The sequence below is a fragment of the Thermus antranikianii DSM 12462 genome (genome assembly GCF_000423905.1).
In the GTDB taxonomy this organism is placed as follows: Bacteria; Deinococcota; Deinococci; order Deinococcales; family Thermaceae; genus Thermus; species Thermus antranikianii.
In genome coordinates this window covers 1-17,105 of sequence record NZ_AUIW01000005.1, presented here as the reverse complement: position 1 = coordinate 17,105, position 17,105 = coordinate 1, and the positions used below count along the sequence as shown (strand labels likewise).

General features: G+C 64.3%; 22 protein-coding genes. 6 read left to right on the top strand and 16 right to left on the bottom strand.

The genetic code is table 11. The annotated features are described in order from the left end of the window. The first annotated feature begins 99 nt into the window (after positions 1 to 99). Positions 100 to 384: a hypothetical protein gene (locus G584_RS0106025; protein ID WP_028493809.1), complete on the top strand. Its 285-nt coding sequence runs from the start codon at positions 100 to 102 to the stop codon at positions 382 to 384. Here G584_RS0106025 and G584_RS0106020 read toward each other — a convergent pair. The 6 genes from G584_RS0106020 to G584_RS0105995 are packed head-to-tail and all read right to left on the bottom strand — an operon-like array spanning position 381 to position 6,274. After that, positions 381 to 1,313 (bottom strand): vWA domain-containing protein, encoded by a 933-nt coding sequence (locus tag G584_RS0106020; protein WP_038050820.1) that lies wholly within the window; start codon positions 1,311 to 1,313, stop codon positions 381 to 383. The two genes, G584_RS0106025 and G584_RS0106020, sit on opposite strands and share 4 nt — an antisense overlap. Further along, a complete protein-coding gene (locus G584_RS0106015; protein WP_028493807.1) occupies positions 1,310 to 2,230 on the bottom strand; it encodes a vWA domain-containing protein in 921 nt (306 codons plus the stop codon). The genes G584_RS0106020 and G584_RS0106015 overlap by 4 nt, the downstream gene beginning before the upstream one ends. After that, on the bottom strand, positions 2,197 to 3,066 hold the full coding sequence (locus tag G584_RS13090) for a DUF58 domain-containing protein (protein ID WP_028493806.1): 870 nt from the start codon (positions 3,064 to 3,066) through the stop codon (positions 2,197 to 2,199). Before G584_RS13090 ends, G584_RS0106015 begins: the two co-directional genes overlap by 34 nt. Then, positions 3,026 to 4,063 (bottom strand): AAA family ATPase, encoded by a 1,038-nt coding sequence (locus G584_RS0106005; RefSeq protein WP_028493805.1) that lies wholly within the window; start codon positions 4,061 to 4,063, stop codon positions 3,026 to 3,028. Before G584_RS0106005 ends, G584_RS13090 begins: the two co-directional genes overlap by 41 nt. Before the next feature lie 58 nt (positions 4,064 to 4,121). After that, positions 4,122 to 5,216 carry a zinc-dependent alcohol dehydrogenase gene (locus tag G584_RS0106000; RefSeq protein WP_028493804.1) on the bottom strand — a complete coding sequence of 365 codons (1,095 nt, stop codon included), beginning with the start codon at positions 5,214 to 5,216 and terminating at the stop codon, positions 4,122 to 4,124. Continuing rightward, positions 5,213 to 6,274 (bottom strand): class II aldolase/adducin family protein, encoded by a 1,062-nt coding sequence (locus tag G584_RS0105995; protein ID WP_028493803.1) that lies wholly within the window; start codon positions 6,272 to 6,274, stop codon positions 5,213 to 5,215. The genes G584_RS0106000 and G584_RS0105995 overlap by 4 nt, the downstream gene beginning before the upstream one ends. Positions 6,275 to 6,318: 44 nt before the next feature. Here G584_RS0105995 and G584_RS0105990 point away from each other — a divergent pair, with 44 nt between their 5' ends. Continuing rightward, complete coding sequence (locus tag G584_RS0105990; protein ID WP_028493802.1) at positions 6,319 to 7,293, top strand: P1 family peptidase; 975 nt, start codon at positions 6,319 to 6,321, stop codon at positions 7,291 to 7,293. Here the strand turns inward: G584_RS0105990 and G584_RS0105985 are convergent, their stop codons facing one another. From G584_RS0105985 to G584_RS13080, 9 genes are read right to left on the bottom strand one after another with little or no spacing between them, the layout of a single operon-like run. After that, complete coding sequence (locus G584_RS0105985) at positions 7,294 to 8,316, bottom strand: S1C family serine protease (protein WP_028493801.1); 1,023 nt, start codon at positions 8,314 to 8,316, stop codon at positions 7,294 to 7,296. It lies immediately after the preceding gene. 58 nt (positions 8,317 to 8,374) lie between these two features. Further along, entirely contained in the window at positions 8,375 to 9,472 is a 1,098-nt protein-coding gene (locus G584_RS13085) for a YwiC-like family protein (protein WP_028493800.1), read from the bottom strand. A 27-nt stretch (positions 9,473 to 9,499) separates the two neighbouring features. Then, positions 9,500 to 9,877 carry a hypothetical protein gene (locus G584_RS0105975; RefSeq protein ID WP_028493799.1) on the bottom strand — a complete coding sequence of 126 codons (378 nt, stop codon included), beginning with the start codon at positions 9,875 to 9,877 and terminating at the stop codon, positions 9,500 to 9,502. Then, on the bottom strand, positions 9,874 to 10,170 hold the full coding sequence (locus G584_RS0105970; protein ID WP_028493798.1) for a cupin domain-containing protein: 297 nt from the start codon (positions 10,168 to 10,170) through the stop codon (positions 9,874 to 9,876). The genes G584_RS0105975 and G584_RS0105970 overlap by 4 nt, the downstream gene beginning before the upstream one ends. Then, positions 10,167 to 10,364, bottom strand: a complete 198-nt coding sequence (locus G584_RS0105965) for a DUF542 domain-containing protein (RefSeq protein WP_015717646.1) — start codon at positions 10,362 to 10,364, stop codon at positions 10,167 to 10,169. Before G584_RS0105965 ends, G584_RS0105970 begins: the two co-directional genes overlap by 4 nt. Positions 10,365 to 10,411: 47 nt before the next feature. Next, complete coding sequence (locus G584_RS0105960; RefSeq protein ID WP_028493797.1) at positions 10,412 to 10,837, bottom strand: RrF2 family transcriptional regulator; 426 nt, start codon at positions 10,835 to 10,837, stop codon at positions 10,412 to 10,414. Positions 10,838 to 10,893: 56 nt separating this feature from the next. After that, entirely contained in the window at positions 10,894 to 12,576 is a 1,683-nt protein-coding gene (locus G584_RS0105955; protein WP_028493796.1) for a cbb3-type cytochrome c oxidase subunit I, read from the bottom strand. A gap of 9 nt (positions 12,577 to 12,585) precedes the next feature. Further along, complete coding sequence (locus tag G584_RS0105950) at positions 12,586 to 13,116, bottom strand: cupredoxin domain-containing protein (RefSeq protein WP_028493795.1); 531 nt, start codon at positions 13,114 to 13,116, stop codon at positions 12,586 to 12,588. 9 nt (positions 13,117 to 13,125) lie between these two features. Then, a complete protein-coding gene (locus G584_RS13080) occupies positions 13,126 to 13,251 on the bottom strand; it encodes a hypothetical protein (protein WP_272595914.1) in 126 nt (41 codons plus the stop codon). A 99-nt stretch (positions 13,252 to 13,350) separates the two neighbouring features. Between G584_RS13080 and G584_RS12000 the strand changes: the two genes are divergently transcribed. Continuing rightward, entirely contained in the window at positions 13,351 to 13,794 is a 444-nt protein-coding gene (locus G584_RS12000; RefSeq protein ID WP_051209191.1) for a hypothetical protein, read from the top strand. Here the strand turns inward: G584_RS12000 and G584_RS0105935 are convergent. Beyond that, positions 13,747 to 14,145 carry a YbaN family protein gene (locus tag G584_RS0105935; protein WP_028493794.1) on the bottom strand — a complete coding sequence of 133 codons (399 nt, stop codon included), beginning with the start codon at positions 14,143 to 14,145 and terminating at the stop codon, positions 13,747 to 13,749. The genes G584_RS12000 and G584_RS0105935 overlap by 48 nt on opposite strands. A gap of 173 nt (positions 14,146 to 14,318) precedes the next feature. Here G584_RS0105935 and G584_RS0105930 point away from each other — a divergent pair, with 173 nt between their 5' ends. The 3 genes from G584_RS0105930 to G584_RS0105920 form a co-directional block, all read left to right on the top strand. After that, a complete protein-coding gene (locus G584_RS0105930) occupies positions 14,319 to 15,674 on the top strand; it encodes a multicopper oxidase domain-containing protein (RefSeq protein WP_028493793.1) in 1,356 nt (451 codons plus the stop codon). A 323-nt stretch (positions 15,675 to 15,997) separates the two neighbouring features. Continuing rightward, positions 15,998 to 16,786 (top strand): nitrite reductase, encoded by a 789-nt coding sequence (locus G584_RS11995; RefSeq protein ID WP_245563338.1) that lies wholly within the window; start codon positions 15,998 to 16,000, stop codon positions 16,784 to 16,786. Positions 16,787 to 16,792: 6 nt separating this feature from the next. Next, positions 16,793 to 17,105, top strand: a 313-nt coding sequence (locus tag G584_RS0105920; protein WP_028493792.1) for a transposase, incomplete at its 3' end; no start/stop codon positions are given.

Sequence of the window (17,105 nt, the reverse complement as noted above, 5' to 3'; positions counted from 1 at the left end):
ATCTTACGCCCCTGGCTTGAGAAAAGGCTTGGGCGGGGGTATGGCTGGAAAAGTGCTCCCCGGCCTGCCCTTTTCGCCCGGGCTGCTACCCTAAAGGGTATGAGGCCTTTTCTACTGGGTCTGGCCCTGGGAGGGCTTCTTGGGATGGGGGTGGCCTGGATGGGGCGGCTACCCGGGAGCGGGTCCTTGCGGGAAGTCCCTGCTTCCTGGGTTTTGGGGTCCATACCCGTCCAGCAACTCCCTTCCCCGGGCGGGGAGGGATGCGAACCCCAGGTTTACCTCTTCTTGAACGGGGAGTTTTTCCGCATGCTCCCGGTGCCTGGGGGTGAGCCCCAGGAGCTTTTCCCGGTGGAGCCCGTTCCTAACCCCTTTGGCGGGTCCTAGGCGGGGGAAAGGTAACGCCGTAAGGCCACCCCTAAGAGGGCCAAAAACCCTCCCAGGACCCCCAGGAGCCCGGTGGCTTCCCCTGGCATGACCTCGGGGCGAACCGAGCGGGCGAGCTTCCGGTAGAGGTCGGAAAGCTCCTTTTCCGAGGCCACCAGGTAATACCGCCCCCCGGTGAACTCTGCCAGGGCCCAGAGGAGTTCCTCGTCCACCTCAAAGGCCCCCGGGAAGAAGCCGAAGGCGCTCACCGGATCCTCGGGACCCGGGGTCCATCCCGGCACCCCCACCCCCACGGCATAGATGCGCACCCCCATGCGGGAGGCTTCGGCCGCCGCCTCCAAGGGGTCTTTCCCCGTTCGGTTCCTGCCGTCGGTCAGGAGGAGGATCTCCCCTTCGCCCCCGGCCTCGCGGATGTTGCGCAGGGCTTCCAGGATTCCCTCCCCGATGGCTGTGGAGCGGCCGAACTCCAGGCTGTCCAGGCTCTCCCTTAGGCGCCTGCGGTCGGTGGTGGGAGGGTGGATGGTCTGGGCGTGGCTGCCAAAGACCACAAGCCCTATCCTTAAGGCCCTTGGCGCCTCGCGGAGGAAGACCCGGGCGGCTTCCTTGGCCGCCTCGAGGCGGTTTGGCTTCAGGTCGGCCGCCATCATGCTCCGGCTTACGTCCATGACCAGGATCACCACGTTCCGGCTCGCCTGGCCGGGCAGGGGCAGGAGGGGGCGGGTGGCTGCCAGGACCAGAAGGAGAAGCCCCAGGAGGAAGAGGGCCGGGGGCAACCAGGGAAGCACGCTCCGGGACTCCCGGGCCGCTTGCTGGAGCAGGGAGACCAAGGGGTGGGGCAGGCGGGCCTTGGGGCGCCTTGGATAAAGGCCCAGGAGCAGGAAGGCCAAAAGGAGGAGAAGGCTTAAAGCCTCGGGGGCCTGCAGGCTCACGGCCACCTCCCTTCCCGGGCCAGGTTCAGGTAAGCGCCGAAGGAAAAGGAGAGAAGCCCCGCCACCACCAGGGCCTGGGTGAGGTCTAGGGTCTGGGTCCGCCACACCCGGTAGGGGCGGAGGGCCCGGTAGAGGGGTTGGAAATCCTCGCCGAGCACCTGGCCCCCGGTGGCCTGGGCCAGGCGCAGGAGGTTTGTGGGGTTGGTGGGCACGAAGTAAAGCCCCTCCCCGATGCGGCTCACCGCCCCCCTAGGGTCGCCCAAGGGACGCACGAAGACGGGGAGGCCTGCCCGGGAGAGTTCTTTAGCCGCCTCGAGGGGATCGCCCCCTGCGTTGGCCGCTCCGTCGGAAAGAAGAAGGATGGCGGCGGGGGGTTTTGCCTGGGGAAGATCCCCTTCTGGTCCCTTGGGCCGCAGGATCCGCCGGGCCTGGAGGAGACCCTGGCCCAAAGGGGTGGCCCCCCCGGGTTTGAGGCCTTGCAGGGCCTTGAGGAGGGCCTGGCGGTCCCGGGTAGGGGAGAGGACCAGGACCGCCTGGGGTCCGAAGCTCACCAGCCCTACCTTGACCGAGGGATCCAGGCCGCGAAGGAAGTTTTCGGCCAGGGCCTTGGCCCGCGCCAGCCGGGTGGGGGCCTCGTCGTCCGCGGCCATGGAGTGGCTGGTGTCCACCACCAGCAGGGCCTGGGTGAGGTTCTCCCGCCAGGGAAGGCTGGCCTCGAGGCGGCCTGCCGCCAGGAGGAGGAAAAGAGGGGCCAGGAGGAAGGGAAGGGGTAGGGGTTTAGGCCCAGGGAGGAAGGCAGGGTCCAAGGCGGAGAGAAGCCGCCTCCGCCCGGCCCGCTCCAGAAGCCAGAGGAGAAGCCCCCCTGCGCCCAGGAGGAGAAGGCCTAAGAGGAAGCCCTCGGGGCTTTTGAAGGCCACCTGCGCCTCCTTTCCACGAAGCCGAGGAGGAGGGGAAGCAGGTCCATCTCCGTGGAGGCCACCAGGAGATCGGCACCCGCCTTGAGGATCTCCCGCATCCTGGCGGCCCTGAGGGCCTCCGCCCGGAGGCGGTAGGCTTCCCGCACCCTTGGGTCCAGGGTGTTCACCTCCACCTGGGCCCCGGTTTCCGGGTCCACGAAGGAGAGCACCCCTGCCCGGGGCAGGGCCCGTTCCAAGGGGTCCTCCACCAAGACCCCCACCAGGTCGTGCCGGGCGGCCAGGCGGGAAAAGGGAGCGGAAAAGGTGTCCAGGAAGTCCGAGAAGACGAAGACCAGGCTCCGGCGCCTGGCCACCCGCTCCAGAAGCCCCAAGGCTTCCCCCAGGGAAAGCGCCTTCCCGCCCTTAAGGGCCTCCCGGGCCAGGAGGAGGGCCTGGGCCTTTCCTCCTCGAGGGGGCAGGAGGCCCGAGGGCAGGATAGCCCCCACCCGGTTTCCGTGGCGGAGGGCGATATAGGCCACGCTCAGGGCCAGCTCCAGGGCCAGGGTGTACTTTTCCCGCCTCCTAGAGCCAAAGCGCATGGAGGGGCTTCCATCCAGGAGGAGCCACAGGGTGAGTTCCCGCTCCTCGCGAAAGCGGCGCACGTGGAGTTCCCCGGTTCGGGCGGTGGCGGGCCAGTCGATGCGTTCGGCCTCGTCCCCAGGGGCATAGGGACTGATCTCCGCCAGCTCCAGGCTCTTGCCGTAGAACACCCCCCGGTAGTCCCCAAAGAGGAGCCCATCCAGGGGACGTACCACCTTAAGCTCCAGGCGGGCCAAGAGGGCTTCGGGCGTCTCCATAGGGGTCGTGAAGGGGCACGAAGGGCGGGGGAAGGCGGTTGAGGATGGCTTCCAGCACGTCCTCCACCCGCACGCCCTCCGCCAGGGCCTGGTAGGAGAGGATCACGCGGTGGCGGAGGGCGTCCAGGTACAGATCCCGCACATCCTCCGGCAGGGCGTGGGCCCGCCCCCGGACCAGGGCCAGGGCCTTGGCCCCCTGGACCAGGGCCAAGGAGGCCCGGGGGCTTGCCCCGTAGGCCACAAAGGGCTTCAGGTCCTTAAGCCCCGCCCTTTCCAGATCCCGGGTGGCCTGGACCAGGGCCACGGCGTGCTCGGCCACCTTGGGGTGGACGTAGACGCGGTCGGCCAGGCGGGAAAGCTCCAAAACCTCTTCCAGGGAAAGCACCTGGGCCACCTGGATCTCCTCCCCCGTGGTCATGCGCTCCACGATGAGGAGCTCCTCGTGGAAGGCAGGGTAGTCCACCACCACCTTGAGGAGGAAGCGGTCCAGTTGGGCTTCCGGCAGGGGATAGGTGCCCTCGCTTTCTATGGGGTTTTGCGTGGCCAGCACCAGGAAGGGCTTGGGTAGGGGGTAGGTTTCCTTGCCCAGGGTCACCTGGCGCTCCTGCATGGCCTCGAGGAGGGCCGACTGCACCTTGGCCGGGGCCCGGTTGATCTCGTCCGCCAGAAGGAGGTGGGCGAAGATGGGACCGAGCTCGGTCTTGAACTCCCCTTCCTTGGGGTTATAGATGCGGGTTCCCAGGAGGTCGGCGGGCACCAGATCGGGAGTGAACTGGATTCTTTTGAAGTTCCCCCCGACCGCCTGGGCCAGGGTCTTCACCGCCAGGGTCTTGGCCAGCCCCGGCACCCCCTCGATCAGGAGATGGCCCCGGGCGAGAAGGGCCACCAGCATCCTCTCCAGGAGGTGGTCCTGGCCCACGATGACCTGCTTGACCTCCTTCAGGAGGGCCCGAAGCCTTTCCCCTGCCGCCAAGAAGGGTTCCTCTTCCCAGGCCATGCCCACCCCCTAAGGGTTTCCCAGGAGTATAGCCCCCCAGGCCAGGGGATACTCCCCTTCAGGACACATTTGGCCGGAATAGGGCTTTGCCCTTGGCGGAAAGGGCTTTTTGCCAGTCGGTAAGAGGGAAGATGCCCCCGATGAGGGCCTCGAGGCCCACCAGCTCGGGAAGGAGTCCCACCGCCTGAGCAAACTCCTCGGGGCTATAGGTGTAGCTTCCTACCAGGCCCACCTCCTTGAACCAGAAGGGGGAGAGGTCGGCCCAGTCCAGCCCAGGGGCCCCCAGAAGGAGCACCCGGCCTCCTTCCTGGGCCAGGGTAAGGGCCTGGCGGAAACCCGCCCCGCTTCCCGAAGCCTCGAGGACCGCCTCGTACCCACCCCGGTACCCTTCAAAGAGGAGGTAGCGGTAGCGCTTGGCCCGCTCCAGCAGGGCCTCTTTGGCGCTTCCATAGACCCCATCCGCCCCGAAGGCCAAAGCCCGCTCCGCCTGGTGGGGGTACTTGGCCACCGCGTAGACCTTTCCAGAAAACCCCAGGGCCCTAAGGGCCTTGAGGGCCAGAAGGCCCAAGGTACCCATGCCCAGGATCAGGACCTCCTTGGGCCAGGGCTTCAGCTTCTTAAGGCCCCGCACCACCACCGCCAGGGGCTCGGCGAGCACCGCCCGTTCCTCGGGGACGTGGGCTGGGATGGGGTAAAGCCGCTCGGGCCGGGCCAGGATCCACTCTCCCCAACCCCCGGGCAGGTCCCGGTTGTAGCCCAGCATCCCTGGGGCCAGGGATCCTTCCGCCACGTTCTGGCATAGGCCTTCCTCGCCCTCCTGGCACTTTGGGCAGGGGGGAAGGCCACGGTCGGCGCAGGTGAGGAGAGGGTTTACCGCCACCAGGCTTCCCTCCACCTCCCCCAGGATCTCGTGGCCAAGGACGGCGGGAAAGGAGAAAAAGGGGCTGATGGATGGGGGGCTTTTCCCGTAGAGAAGGGCCAGGTCCGAGCCGCAGACCCCGCTTAGCCTGACCCTCACCCGTACGAAGCCTTGCCGTTCGGGAAGGGGAAGTTGGGTGAGGCTTAGGGGTAGAAGGCCCTTGGGAAATCGCTTGCCCAGGACCCTGGCGGCAAAAAAGCGGGGAAGGGAAGGGGTGTAGAGGAGGGCCTTCATGACATGGGCACGGTGCGGATGAGCTTACCCTCTATCCGCTCCATGATCTCGTCCAGGCTGCGCCCGGTGATGGTGAGGCCATGGTTTTTCAAGCCCACCACCGCCCGGGTGGGGTCAGGGGCTTGGCGCACCTTTTCCGCCACCGCCTGGGCCAGCTCGTAGGTGCCGCAAGGGTAGTTGAAGGGGGTGGCGGGAACCCCTTCCATCCAGGCGTGCACGTGCAGGATGGCCCCGACCCCGGGGTGTTCCCGGTAGATCATCCAGTGCTCGATGGCGTCCACGCTGACCCGCCTGGGTTCCACGTGGGGGGGCACGGAGAGGAGGATGGCGTTTTGCTCGGGGTCGTAGTCCTTCACCATGAGGATGTCCCGGCCGATCTCCTTCAGGTTGGCCTTGTCCACCCCGCTTGCGGACATCCAGAAGCGGCGCTCGTCCTTGCGCACCGAGAGGTTTCCATAGGAAAGACCCCCGATACCGTAAAGCCGTTTGACATGCCGCAGGTCCTCGGGGGGCAGGATCTCCTCGATGGGGAAGGGAGCAGGAAGGAGGTCCCACTCCTTGAGTTTCTTCCCCGCCCGGTACATGCTTTCCGTAAGCTCGTCCCCTTGCCAGAGTTCGGGCTCGAGGTCCGTGTGGAAGATGTTGTTGATGACCAGGCGGCTGCAGGCGATGGGCTTCAGGCGCCCGGCCACCCTCTCGTAAAACCCTTCCCCGTTGGGTTCGTCGTAGTGCCCAAGCTCCAGGGTGAGGAACTTGACCCCCTGGTGGGGCACATAGGCCAGGAGCACGTTGGAAAGAGCCCGGACCAAGTAGGGGTAGAGAGCCTGGAGGGGGTTTTCGGGAAAGGCGGGAAGCTCCAGTACCGAGGCCACGAAGGTAGCCTGGGCCCGCCGGCGATAGGGGCGTGGGTTTTCCAGGGAGATGGCGTTCAGCACCAGGTTTGGAGCCTCGGCCTGAGGGTTGTAGCGAAACCCCTGGGCTTCCAGGGCTTTCCCCAGCCCTTCCAGAAAGGTTTGGACGTTAGGAGAAGGCTCGCCGTGGATCAGGTACTCCCACATACTTCCTCCTTGTCCTGCTCCCTAGCCTACCTGATACTGGCCTTATGGCGGAAGCCTTGTGGGGCAAGGCGGCCCTTTTGCCGGGATTAAGGGTAGGGCATTTCACCGACCTCGAGGCCCTCACCGGCTCCACCGTGGTCCTGGTGGAAGAGGGAGCGGTGGGGGCGGTGGACGTGCGGGGGGCGGCTCCCGGTACGCGGGAAACCGACCTCCTGTCCCCGGAGAACACCGTGGAGAAGGTGCAGGCCATCCTGCTTACCGGGGGAAGCGCCTTCGGCCTAAGGGCGGCGGATGGGGTCATGCGCTACTTGGCGGAAAGGGGAAAGGGCTTCCCCACCCCAGGGGGTGTGGTGCCCATCGTGCCCGCAGCGGTCCTCTACGACCTGGGCCGGGGGAGGATCCACCGCCCGCCCGGGGTGGAGGCAGGGTACCAGGCAGCCTTGGCCGCAGGGGAAAGGGTGGAGGAGGGTAGCGTGGGGGCGGGCACGGGGGCGGTGGCGGGGGGAGTCAAGGGCGGGGTGGGCTTGGCAGGGTACCTTCTGGAGGAAGGCCACCGGATCATGGCCTTGGTGGCGGTCAACAGCCTGGGCCGGCCCTTTGACCCTCAGACGGGGAGGCTTTACGGGGAGGATCTCCTTGCGGAGGAGGAAAGGGCCCTTCTGCCGGACCGCTCCCGCTACCAGGGGAGGCCTGAGGACTACCGCTACCCTTTCCTTTTTGGCCAGAACACCACCCTGGCGGTGGTGGCCACGGATGCGCCCCTTAGCAAGGCCCAGGCCAAGAGGCTTGCCATCATGGCCCAGGATGGGATTGCCCGGGCCATCCGTCCGGCCCATACGCCCCTGGATGGGGACCTGGTCTTTGCCCTGGCCCTGGGGGAGGGGAAGGGGGTGGCCCCCTACACCCTCTTGCGCCTCGGGGCCTACGCCGCCGACGCCGTAACCCGGGCGATCCTTCGGGCGGTGCTCCTTTCGGGGAGTGCGCCGGGGATTCCCGCTTACCAGGACCTCATGGGCTGATCACCTTCCGGGAAAGGGAGCGAGCTCCACCTCTACCTGGAGGACCTCCCCGCCCCGGCGCACACTAAGGCGGACCCGGTCCCCCACCTGGTGGCGGCGCACCTCCCGCAGGAGGTCCTCGAAGCTGTTCACCTTGACCCCGTTGACCTCGAGGATCACATCCGGCACCCCTCCTGTCTCCAGGCCCCTAAGCCCTGCCCGGTGGGCGGCCCCGCCCGGGACCACCTCGCCCACCAGCACCCCACCCGGGGGCAGGCCCAGCTCCCGGGCCAGCTCTGGGGTTAAGCCCCTTGGACCCCTCAGGCCCAGGTAGGGCCAGTAGCTTCGCTTACCCCCTTCCATCTCCGCCAGGACCTGGCCCCGGCCCAGGAACGGGGTGAAGAAACTTCGGAAGCCCTCCTCCGTCTGGCCGATGGCCACCGCCACCCCCACCACTTTTCCCTCGAGGTCCAGCACGGGTCCTCCCGAATCCCCGGGGGAAAGGGGGAGGCTGGTTTCCACCAGGCCCTGGGGGAGAAAAGGCGAGGGGTCCACGAAAAGCCGGGTGATGCGCCCATACCGGGGGGCGATGAACTGGTTGCGCCCGTTGCCGATGTGCAAGACTGCTTCCCCCACCTGGGGGCGCCTTTGGGTTTCCAGGGAAAGGAGGGCGGGGGCCCGGGCCTCCGTGGCCAGGATCGCCAGGTCCATGGGCTCGGCGAAACCGAGAAGGGTGGCCGTGGCCCGCTTTTGGTTGGAGAGCACCAGGGTATAAGGCCCGCCCTCGGCCACCACGTGGTAGGCGGTAAGGACGAGGCCCTCCCGATAAAAGAACCCTGTGCCCCGGCTTCCCTCCGGGCCGTCTATGCGCAAGACGGCGGGATGGGCCCTGGTGTAGACCTCCTGCAGGCGTTCAGGAGGCGCCTGGGCCAGTTCCCAAGTTACGTTTTCTGGCCTACCCCAAAGCTGTACAGGCTGGCTCCACAGGGCGTAGAGGGCCCCGGCCAAGGGAAGAAGAAGGAGGATCCCCCTGGCTTTCCTCATGCTTCTATTTTCCCCGGTAGCAGGGAGAGGAAGAGGGTGGTTCCGCCCACCATGGACCTCAGTGCCAAAGAAGGAGGAATCCCAGGAGGAGGAAGCCAACCCCGGGCCAGGGATGGGGTTTTTTCAGGAGGAGGTGGAGGAGGGCCACCCCGATGAGGGCCAGGAGGGGGTGAGGGAGGGGCTTCCAGAGAAAGGCCAGGTAGAGGAGGCCCAAGAGGGCGTTCAGGTCGTAAAGCCCCAGGAGAAGGCGCACGGGCCTGGTTATCTCTTTCCGCAGGAGGAGGTAAAGCCCTGCCAGAAAGGCCAATCCCACCAGGGTCCACCCCAGGAACCGGTGCAGAAGCGGCACCCCCAAAAGGGCGGTGGGAAGGCCCTCAAGGGTATAGCCCAAAGCGGTGGCCAGGACCACCAAAAGGCCAAAGCCTATCTGGGTCCAGCCGATGATCCTGGCCTCCACCGGGGGTCTCAAGAGGGCGAGACTTCCATAAAGGGCCAGGAGGAAAAGGGCAAGGGTAGTGGGGGCAGGCAGAAGCCCTTGGCCTTGAAGAAGAAGGGCGAGGAGGGAGGAGGTCCAGAGGGTCAGGTGGGCGGGGTAATGCTTGGGGTTTCTTCCCCGGGCCCTGAGCACCTGGGTGCGGGCATAGTACAGGGCGGCGATATCCCTGATGGCTAAGGCGAGAAAGCTTCCCAAAGCGATCCCCGGCTCCAAGCCTCCTGCCAAAACCCCCGCAGGGGCCAAGGAAGCCATGGCCAAGGCGGCGGCGATCTCGGGGAAAAGGTCCCGGGAACGGTTTGAGGCATCCGCCCAGAGCATGTAGACCCCCAAGGGCACCGCCAAAAGAAGGGGGAGGAGGAAGGGGCCTTTGGCGGTCAAGGCGGTAAGGAGAAGGCCCAGAAGGGCCAGGGCCAAATAGGCCCCGCCCACCTTTAAGGCCAGCTCGGTGCGGGGGTAGCGTTTGCCCTTCCTTAGGTCCTGGTAGACCAGCTTCAAGGGGTGCCGGGCCAGAAACCCGAAAAGGCCCAGGAGGAATAGCCCCAGGGTGTGGGGTCCTGGCGAGAGGAGTAGGCCCAGGAGGATGGGTTCTAGGGTAAACCCCCAGCCCCCGTGCTCCGTGGGAAGGGCTACGGCTTTAAGGGGAACGCTTGTCGCACGCATACCGTTCTCCGAAGTCCTTAGGGTTTCTTAGCCCCAGAGTACCTCCAGCATGAGGAGGACGAAAAGGCCTCCGGCTAGAAGCGAAAGAAGAGCGAAAAACCCCCATATGTAGGTCCCAAGCCCGAAGCCCCAGGCTAAGGCCATTCCCAGAAGGCTGAGGTTGGCCAGGAGCACTTGCAGGAGGGCCAGTCCCGGCCTGCGGAAGACCACCCCCCGGAACCGGGGAAGGGCGTGGTAGGCTACTCCGTAGATCATAAGGCTTACGAAGCCCAGAAGCTGCATGTGGGCGTGGGCGGGCCTCCAGCTATAGGGAAGGAGGCCCAGGCCTAGGAGCAGGCCCACCAGGCTTGCCGCCAGGAACCAGAGGAGGGCCGTGGTGAGGGCAAGCCGGCTTGCCGGAATCATGGCCTAGGGGTGAGGATGCCTAGCACCAGGAAGGTTCCTTCCCCGGCCCTGGCCCCGTGGGCCTCTCCCGGCTCTGCCGCCAGGAGGGTGCCCGGGGTGGCGGGGAGGGTTCGCTCCCCGGCCCACAGGATGCCCTCCCCCTCGAGGCAAAGCAGGTGAACCCGGGGTTCCCCTTTACCCCGGACCTCCTGCCCCTTTTGCAGGCTGAAGAGGATCAGGCGCACTTCCGGGTGATCGGCCAGGAGTTCCACCCCCCGGACCTGGCCGTAGCGGGCCTTCTCCAAGAGGTTCATCCTTCCCTCCCCAAAAAGGCCAGGAGGGCCTTCAATACCTCTTCGGGGTCCTTGCCTGCTTGGCGGGCGGCTTCCTCCAGGGAATCGGCTCCGCCACAGCAGGTATCTATGCCCATCTCGTTTAGCAAGCTCACCGCTTCCGGGTGGCGTTGCAAGACCCTGTTTACCGTGGTCTTTAAGGTGAGTTCCACCATACCCCCCTAAGCTTGGCACCCGGGGGGGTGGACCGCCATGACCTGGGTCAAGCGGGATGGGTAGCCTCGGGCAGGAGATCCTTTAGGGTCAGGCCCTCGAGGGCTTTGCGGATTTCCTGGTTCATCCGCACCAGGTTTGGCTTGAGGTAGCAGAATCCCCGCCTCTCCTCTGTGGGGCAGCGCTTTAAGATGGCGCAAAGGTCCAGGGCCACAGGTCCAGAGAGGCTTTCCATCACCTTAAGCAGGGTGATCCCCTCTGGGGGAGCTTTTAACCACACCCCTCCTGCTCGGCCCATGCGGCTTTCCACCAAGCCCGCTTTGGCCAGCTTGGAGAGGACCTTGGCCATAAAGGCAGGAGGGGCCTTGAGCTTGGCGGCGATCTCCGCTGCGCTTAAGCCGGGTTCTTCCGCTAGCAACAAGAGGGCATGCAGGGCGTAGGACTCTTCGCGTCTCAAGAGGCTTCGCACTGGCATGCCTCCATAGTAATCCCCCGGGGTTCAATCCCCCCGGGAGACGGGCGGGAAGGGCGCTACCTTCCTCCGATGAGCCAGGCCTGAGAGAGGAACCAGTGGTTGTAGAGGTAGTAGATCAGGAAGAAAGCCAGGAAGAGTAGGGCCAGGAGGTAGACACCCTTGGGGGTGGCGTGTCCTTCCTCCGCTTTCACTTGGTAGGCGTTTTGGATTTCTTCGTCGGTCAAAGGTTTACCCCATAGCAGGGTGCCCACCGCCAGGAGGACAAAAAGGAGCCCTCCCAGAAGGGCCAGGGTTCCCCCGATGCCCATGGCGGCGAGAAGAGTAGCCATCTCTGGAGGGTATGGGAAGGCGAAGGGGCTTCCCCCGAACTGGAAGGTGTCCCCAGAGCGCCGAGGAAGCCCATACACCACTCCCAGGCGCAACATGGCCAGGGAAAGGAGACCCATGCCCAGCCCAAAGAGCCACGGTTGCCAGGCGGCGAGCCGGGGCCAGATGAGCTTCCGGCGGAAGATGAGGGGCAAGAGGTAGTAGGTAAGGCCCATGAAGGCCAGGCTGGTGCCGGCCACCACCGTCCCCTTGAAGTGGCCCACCACCGCCAGGGTGTTGTGCCACTTAAGGTTCTGATCGTAGGAGCCCATGGTGACCCCACTCATCCCTCCCAGGAAGCCGAAAAGGATGACAGAAAGCACCAGGGCGGAGAAGCCGGGATTTCCCCAGGGAGCCCGGGCTAACCAGCCGAAAAGCCCCTGGGTGAACCCCTTCAACCGCAGACCCCGCTCGATGGCCGCAGGCACCGAGAAGGCGTGGATCAAGCTTCCAAGGACGGCCACGTGGATGAGGTAACCGGTGTTCACCCAGGTCCAGGCGCTGGAGAGGGCTCCTGTGGGCTCGGTGAGGAGGTGGTGGGCGGAGCCTAGATTGATGCCCAGCAAATAGAGGAGGAAGGCGATGCGGGAGAGCCTTTCGCTGGGAGTGGTACCTCCCACGGTGAAGAGGGCCAGGAGGTACCAAACGGTGACCATGGCGGCCAGGTTTACCTGCTGGGCGCCGTGGCCGAAGCCCCAGTAGGTGTGCCGGAACCAGAGGGGATCTACCTTGAGCCATCCTAAGGACCAGAGGAAGGTGGGAATGAAGGCGATGGCCCCGGAAAGCAGGGTGGTGGTGGCTAAGATGGCTGCGGTGAGGGCCCCGAAGGCGCCTAGGGGCATGGTGGCCCCATAGGTTTTCTCTCGCCAGGCCCGGTGTAGGGTAGCGAAGAAGACGAAGACCGCTAAAATGGCTCCCACGGCGAAGAGGATGACCGCCAGGTAGAAGAGGGGCGGGGCCTGCAGGGGCACGTAAGGGGTGAAGGGGAGGAAGTTGCTCGGGCTTGCCACGCCCAGATAGTTGATGAGGACCGCTCCCAGGAGCATGAGCCAGAATCCTCCCCAGGCCAGGCCAGGGAAGCGGAGGGGGGTCTTGAGGAGGGCAGAGGCAGCGAAGTAGAGGAGGGCCACCTCAAAGAAGAGAATCCAGAAAATGAGCATGTTCCAGCCGTGGAGGAAGGTGGCCTGATAGTAGAGCTGGGGGGAAACTACCCCGGGCCCCAGGACCCGGTTGATGATGCTCGGGATGACCCAGAGAAAGCCCAGGAGCAGGAAGACCACCGCAACCACGGCGTTGATCTTGACCAGGGTTTCCGCAGTGCTAAACAACCTGAGCCCTGTGGCAGGGCAGGTGCGTTCCAAGGGAAGCGCCATAGATTCCTCCTACTCTTCCACCAGAATCCGTCCCACCATCAGGTGGTGCCCTAAGCCGCAGTAGTCGTTGCAGATAAGGGCGTACTCTCCCGCCTTGGTGGGCGTGAAGGAGTAGACCCACTCGTAACCAGGGTAAAGCTGGATGCTCCACTCGTGGGGGTACAGGCTGAAGCCATGGGGATAGTCCACCGAGGCTACCCTAAGGCGGTAGGTTTCCCCTTTCTTCAGCTTCAGGACTGGGTACCAGCTGAAGGCCTGGGCCATGAGGTAAACATCCCCAGGAGGCGGGGCCACCACGGGGATGCCATTGAGTTCCCCCACTTGGTAACGCTCGGCGAAGGCCAGCACCTCTTGCCGGAAGGATGCTGGGTCTACCCTATAGGCCTCCCCGTGGGTGGTCTGGCGGCCGGTCAGGTGCCAAAGCCCCATGAAGGCGGAGAGGAAGACGATGGCAAAGAGGGTGGCCAGGACTAGCCAGACCCGCTCTTCTGGGCTGACCTGTTCCTCCAGCCAGTTTTTGGGAGGGGTATGAAGGGCCATGGCTACCTCCTAACGGCCGGGAATCCGGCTGATGTCCAACCAGCCCCAGATAAGATAAAGCCCAACGAAGAGCGCCATGTGAAGGGCAAGGAGGAGCCAGGGGTTATCCAAGAACCAGTGACCTTTCTCTGCCATACGCCACCTCCTAACTCAGACTTACAAGTCCTAGTTTTAGTCCCCTCCCTGGCGGCGTCAAGTACAAATGTCCTTTCCCCTTCCCGGTACCCTGAGGGCATGCCTCCCTGGTTGCCGCCCCTTCTGGCCCTATTGCCAGCCCATCTTCAGGGCCTGGGGGTGGGGCTGGGTTTAAAGGGCTTCTGCGGAGACCTTCTGGCCAGCCTGGGACAGAGGGCCTACGGGGGAGAAGCGGAGGCCTTCTTGTACGAGGGGGTGCTCCTCGGGGGGCTGATCCTCCAGGGAGGTTTGGGCTACACCCTCCTCTTCCTCCTCTTGGTGGCCCCGGAGGTCTTGGAAGGGCGCCTGGGAAGAGGACTGTACCGGTTCTCCACCTTTCTGGCCTTGGGCCTCTTCCTCTTCTACGGGGCGACTCGGTTTACGGGTCTTCCCCTCCCCACCCCTTACGGCTGGGCCTGGGGGGGAAGGGGAGACGTGGATGCCCTGGGGGGCTTTTTAGCTCTTTGGGAGTTCCTGGTCTTTTGGGGCTTTCTCCGGCGCTAGGGTGGGCACGCGCTTCCAGATGTAGTAGATACCGTAGGCGATAAGGAGGACTACGGCTACCTGGCCTGCGGGGTGGGGTAGACCGTAGGTGCTGATGCTTGCTGCTCCTAGGGCTAAAACCGTGGCCAGAATCTTGGTCCTTTTGGGGATGCCGAGGCCTTGCCGGTAGTTTTTCACCAAAGGACCTACCTGGGGTAGGGAAAGAAGCCAGACCTCGAGGCGGGGATGGCTTCGGGAGAAGAGGTAGGCCGCTACCAGGAAAAAGGGGGTGGAGGGGAGGATGGGAAGGAGGGCCCCCAGGAAGCCCAGCCCCGTGAAGAGCAGTCCTAAACCCAAAAAGGTCAGCCTCATGGCCTGAGGATACCCCCGTCCGTGCCGGGATCGCTTTGATCGAGGTCAAGGGTGGGGGAGGCGTTCGGTGCGCGCTCCCCATCTTGGGACATTTGTCACAAGGACACCTGTCCTTGGGGGGTGGTGCTAAAACACAGATGGAAAGGTCCGAGTAAGGACCTGGGAGGTGAAGGATGCGAAAAGTTTTAGGCGTACTGGCGGGGTTGGTTTTAGGGATTCCAGGCGTGGCGGCGGAAAGGCACTTTACCCTCGAGGCCCGCTCCAGCATCTTCGAGGTGGATCAGGGGGTTTACCTCAGGGGCTTTTCCTTCAACGACATGAGCCCTGGGCCCATGTTGGTGGTGGAGGAAGGGGATACCGTACACATCGTCCTTCGGAATTTGGATAGCGTTACCCACGGCCTTTCCATCCATGCCGCCAACACCCAGACCTCGAGGTTCCTGGGCAACGTCCAGCCAGGGGAAACCCGGGAGTTCAGCTTTACCGCGGACTTTCCCGGAGTTTTTATGTACCACTGCGCCCCTGGGGGCCACGGCATCATGGCCCACACCATGGGTGGCCAGTTTGGGATGATCGTGGTGGAGCCCAAGGAGAAGTACCGGATGGAGCGGGAGCTCGGCCGGGGGCCGGACCTCAAGCTCTACATAATCCAGAGTGAGGCTTACGCTTCAGGGCGGGATTTCTACGATGGAAGGGCCCTTTACGTGATGTTCAATGGCAGGAACTTCCGTTACGTGGAAGAACCCATACCCGTGCGTCCCGGGGATTATCTACGCATCTACTTCCTGAACGTGGGGCCCAACCTTACCAGCACGTTCCACGTGGTGGGCGGGGTCTTTGAGTACATGTACTACCAGGGTAATCCGAAAAACCTCGTGGTGGGCTCCCAGACGGCTCTGGCGGGGCCGAGCGATTCCTGGGTCATCGAATGGCGGGTTCCGCCCGTGGAGGGGGATTACGCTTTGGTAACCCATGTCTTCGGTACCGCCATCAAGGGGGCTTTGGGGATCCTGCGGGCGAGGAAGGATGCGCCCCGGATTCCTGAGGTGCGGGCGGAGGGAGTGCCCGGGGTCAAGGAAATTCCCGCCAGTGCCAAGCGGGTGGTCGATCCCTATGGGCTTGCTTCCCCCAGCCACGAGCACACGGTGCGGGTGCCCTTGGATCCTGCCCTGGCCCAGCCGGTCGCGGTTGGGGCAAAGGCTTTAGAACCCCTTCCCGTCACCGTGCAGATGGTGGGCAACTCCTTCTACCCCAAGGTCCTGGAGATCCCCGTGGGCACCACGGTGGAGTTCGTCAACGAAGACATCTTCGACCTCTTGGAGGGGGAACGCACGGGCCGGCATGATGCGGTGGTGATCGACGTGCAGGGGCCTGAGCCCTTTGTGACCCCCAAGCTGGGCCACGCAGAACGGTACCGCATCACCTTCACCAAGCCAGGGGAGTACGTGTACATCTGCAGCATCCACCCGTACATGAAGGGGATCATCCGTGTCTACGAGCCCTTGAGTGAGCGGGCCAGTTCCCAATAGTCCGGAGCGCCCATTTAGGACCTCCAAGGGTCCCCGGGGAGAACCCTCGGGGGCTCTTTCTACACCTTCGTTAGGGGCTTTAGGCATGATTCTGCTACCCTACTTGTGTCTGTTCTGGAAGTACTTGATCGCTTTTCGCTCCGCGGCCTATCTCTTCATCCCCAAGGGGGGTGGTGGGTGGCAACCACCTTCCGCGAAAAAGAGCATACCCATTAGCCTTTCCTTCCCCCGGCTAGTTTGGGTGGGGAGATTTGTAGGGACTTTAGCCATAGGACATCTGTACTACTCGGATATGTCTATCCTAGTTGATGGAGGTGAAAGCTGTGAAAAGAACGTTAGGTTTATTAGGACCTCTGCTGCTGGCCGCTTTGGCCTTGGCCCAGGCTCCTGCTCCCCTGAGCCCGGCGGAGAAGGAGGAGGCAGCCAAGATCTACTTTGACCGCTGTGCTGGGTGCCATGGGGTGTTGCGGAAGGGGGCGACGGGTCCCGCCCTTGATCCCAAGAAGATGGCGGAAAAGGGGGTGGAGTACCTGAAGGCGGTGATCTTCGGCGGCCTTCCTGGGGGCATGCCCGACTGGGGACGGCAGGGGATTCTTAAGGAAAAGGACATCGAGCTCCTTGCCCGCTTCCTTTTGGAGCAGCCCCCGTCGCCTCCAGTTCCCACCTTTGAGGAGATCAGGAAGACCTGGAAGGTGCACGTGCCGCCGGAGAAGCGGCCCACCAAACCCCTCCATAACCGCAACTGGCAGAACTTCTTCGGCCAGGTGCTCCGGGATACGGGCCAGGTGGCCATCATCGACGGGGACAAGAAGGAGTTGGTGACCATCGTGCCCACCGGTTTTGCCACGCATATTCTGCGCTCGTCCGCCACGGGGCGGTACTTCATGGCCATCGGCCGGGACGGGAAGGCGAGCCTGATAGACCTCTGGATGAACCCGCCCCAGGTGGTGGCGGAGTCCAAGCCCTGCCTGGATGCCCGGTCCATTGAGTCCAGCAAGTTCAAGGGCTACGAGGATAAGTATGCGGTGGTGGGGTGCTACTGGCCGCCCACCATGGTGGTTCTGGATGGCCTCACCCTCGAGCCCCTCGGTCGTGTAAGGATTTATGTGTAAGGGTCCGTGTTTAATAGGGGGGCACACCTTAGCACGAGGAGGTGCCCCGTGGACCAGGATACCTTGCGAATCTTGCTGAGGGAAGCGGTGCGGGAGACGGTGGCCGAGGTTTTGCAGACGGTTCTGGAGTTGGACCGGACGGCCTTCTTGCAGGTGCACGGAGGCCGCAGGAACGGCTACTACCCCCGCAAGCTGGAGACCGCCTTTGGCCAGGTGGACCTGAAGGTCCCTAGGGATCGGGAATCTCGGTATTACCCGGCTTTCCTTAAGCCCTACGTCCGCCGCCTGGTGGACGTGGGGGAAGTGGCGGTAGCCCTTT

Bases quoted from the DNA above. Each gene is read 5' to 3' on its own strand.
- G584_RS0106025 (WP_028493809.1), top strand. From the start codon at position 100: ATGAGGCCTTTTCTACTGGGTCTGGCCCTGGGAGGGCTTCTTGGGATG.
- G584_RS13090 (WP_028493806.1), bottom strand. From the start codon at position 3,066: ATGGAGACGCCCGAAGCCCTCTTGGCCCGCCTGGAGCTTAAGGTGGTA.
- G584_RS0106005 (WP_028493805.1), bottom strand. From the start codon at position 4,063: ATGGCCTGGGAAGAGGAACCCTTCTTGGCGGCAGGGGAAAGGCTTCGG.
- G584_RS0106000 (WP_028493804.1), bottom strand. From the start codon at position 5,216: ATGAAGGCCCTCCTCTACACCCCTTCCCTTCCCCGCTTTTTTGCCGCC.
- G584_RS0105995 (WP_028493803.1), bottom strand. From the start codon at position 6,274: ATGTGGGAGTACCTGATCCACGGCGAGCCTTCTCCTAACGTCCAAACC.
- G584_RS0105990 (WP_028493802.1), top strand. From the start codon at position 6,319: ATGGCGGAAGCCTTGTGGGGCAAGGCGGCCCTTTTGCCGGGATTAAGG.
- G584_RS0105985 (WP_028493801.1), bottom strand. From the start codon at position 8,316: ATGAGGAAAGCCAGGGGGATCCTCCTTCTTCTTCCCTTGGCCGGGGCC.
- G584_RS13085 (WP_028493800.1), bottom strand. From the start codon at position 9,472: ATGCGTGCGACAAGCGTTCCCCTTAAAGCCGTAGCCCTTCCCACGGAG.
- G584_RS0105975 (WP_028493799.1), bottom strand. From the start codon at position 9,877: ATGATTCCGGCAAGCCGGCTTGCCCTCACCACGGCCCTCCTCTGGTTC.
- G584_RS0105970 (WP_028493798.1), bottom strand. From the start codon at position 10,170: ATGAACCTCTTGGAGAAGGCCCGCTACGGCCAGGTCCGGGGGGTGGAA.
- G584_RS0105965 (WP_015717646.1), bottom strand. From the start codon at position 10,364: ATGGTGGAACTCACCTTAAAGACCACGGTAAACAGGGTCTTGCAACGC.
- G584_RS0105960 (WP_028493797.1), bottom strand. From the start codon at position 10,837: ATGCCAGTGCGAAGCCTCTTGAGACGCGAAGAGTCCTACGCCCTGCAT.
- G584_RS0105955 (WP_028493796.1), bottom strand. From the start codon at position 12,576: ATGGCGCTTCCCTTGGAACGCACCTGCCCTGCCACAGGGCTCAGGTTG.
- G584_RS0105950 (WP_028493795.1), bottom strand. From the start codon at position 13,116: ATGGCCCTTCATACCCCTCCCAAAAACTGGCTGGAGGAACAGGTCAGC.
- G584_RS13080 (WP_272595914.1), bottom strand. From the start codon at position 13,251: ATGGCAGAGAAAGGTCACTGGTTCTTGGATAACCCCTGGCTCCTCCTT.
- G584_RS12000 (WP_051209191.1), top strand. From the start codon at position 13,351: ATGCCTCCCTGGTTGCCGCCCCTTCTGGCCCTATTGCCAGCCCATCTT.
- G584_RS0105935 (WP_028493794.1), bottom strand. From the start codon at position 14,145: ATGAGGCTGACCTTTTTGGGTTTAGGACTGCTCTTCACGGGGCTGGGC.
- G584_RS0105930 (WP_028493793.1), top strand. From the start codon at position 14,319: ATGCGAAAAGTTTTAGGCGTACTGGCGGGGTTGGTTTTAGGGATTCCA.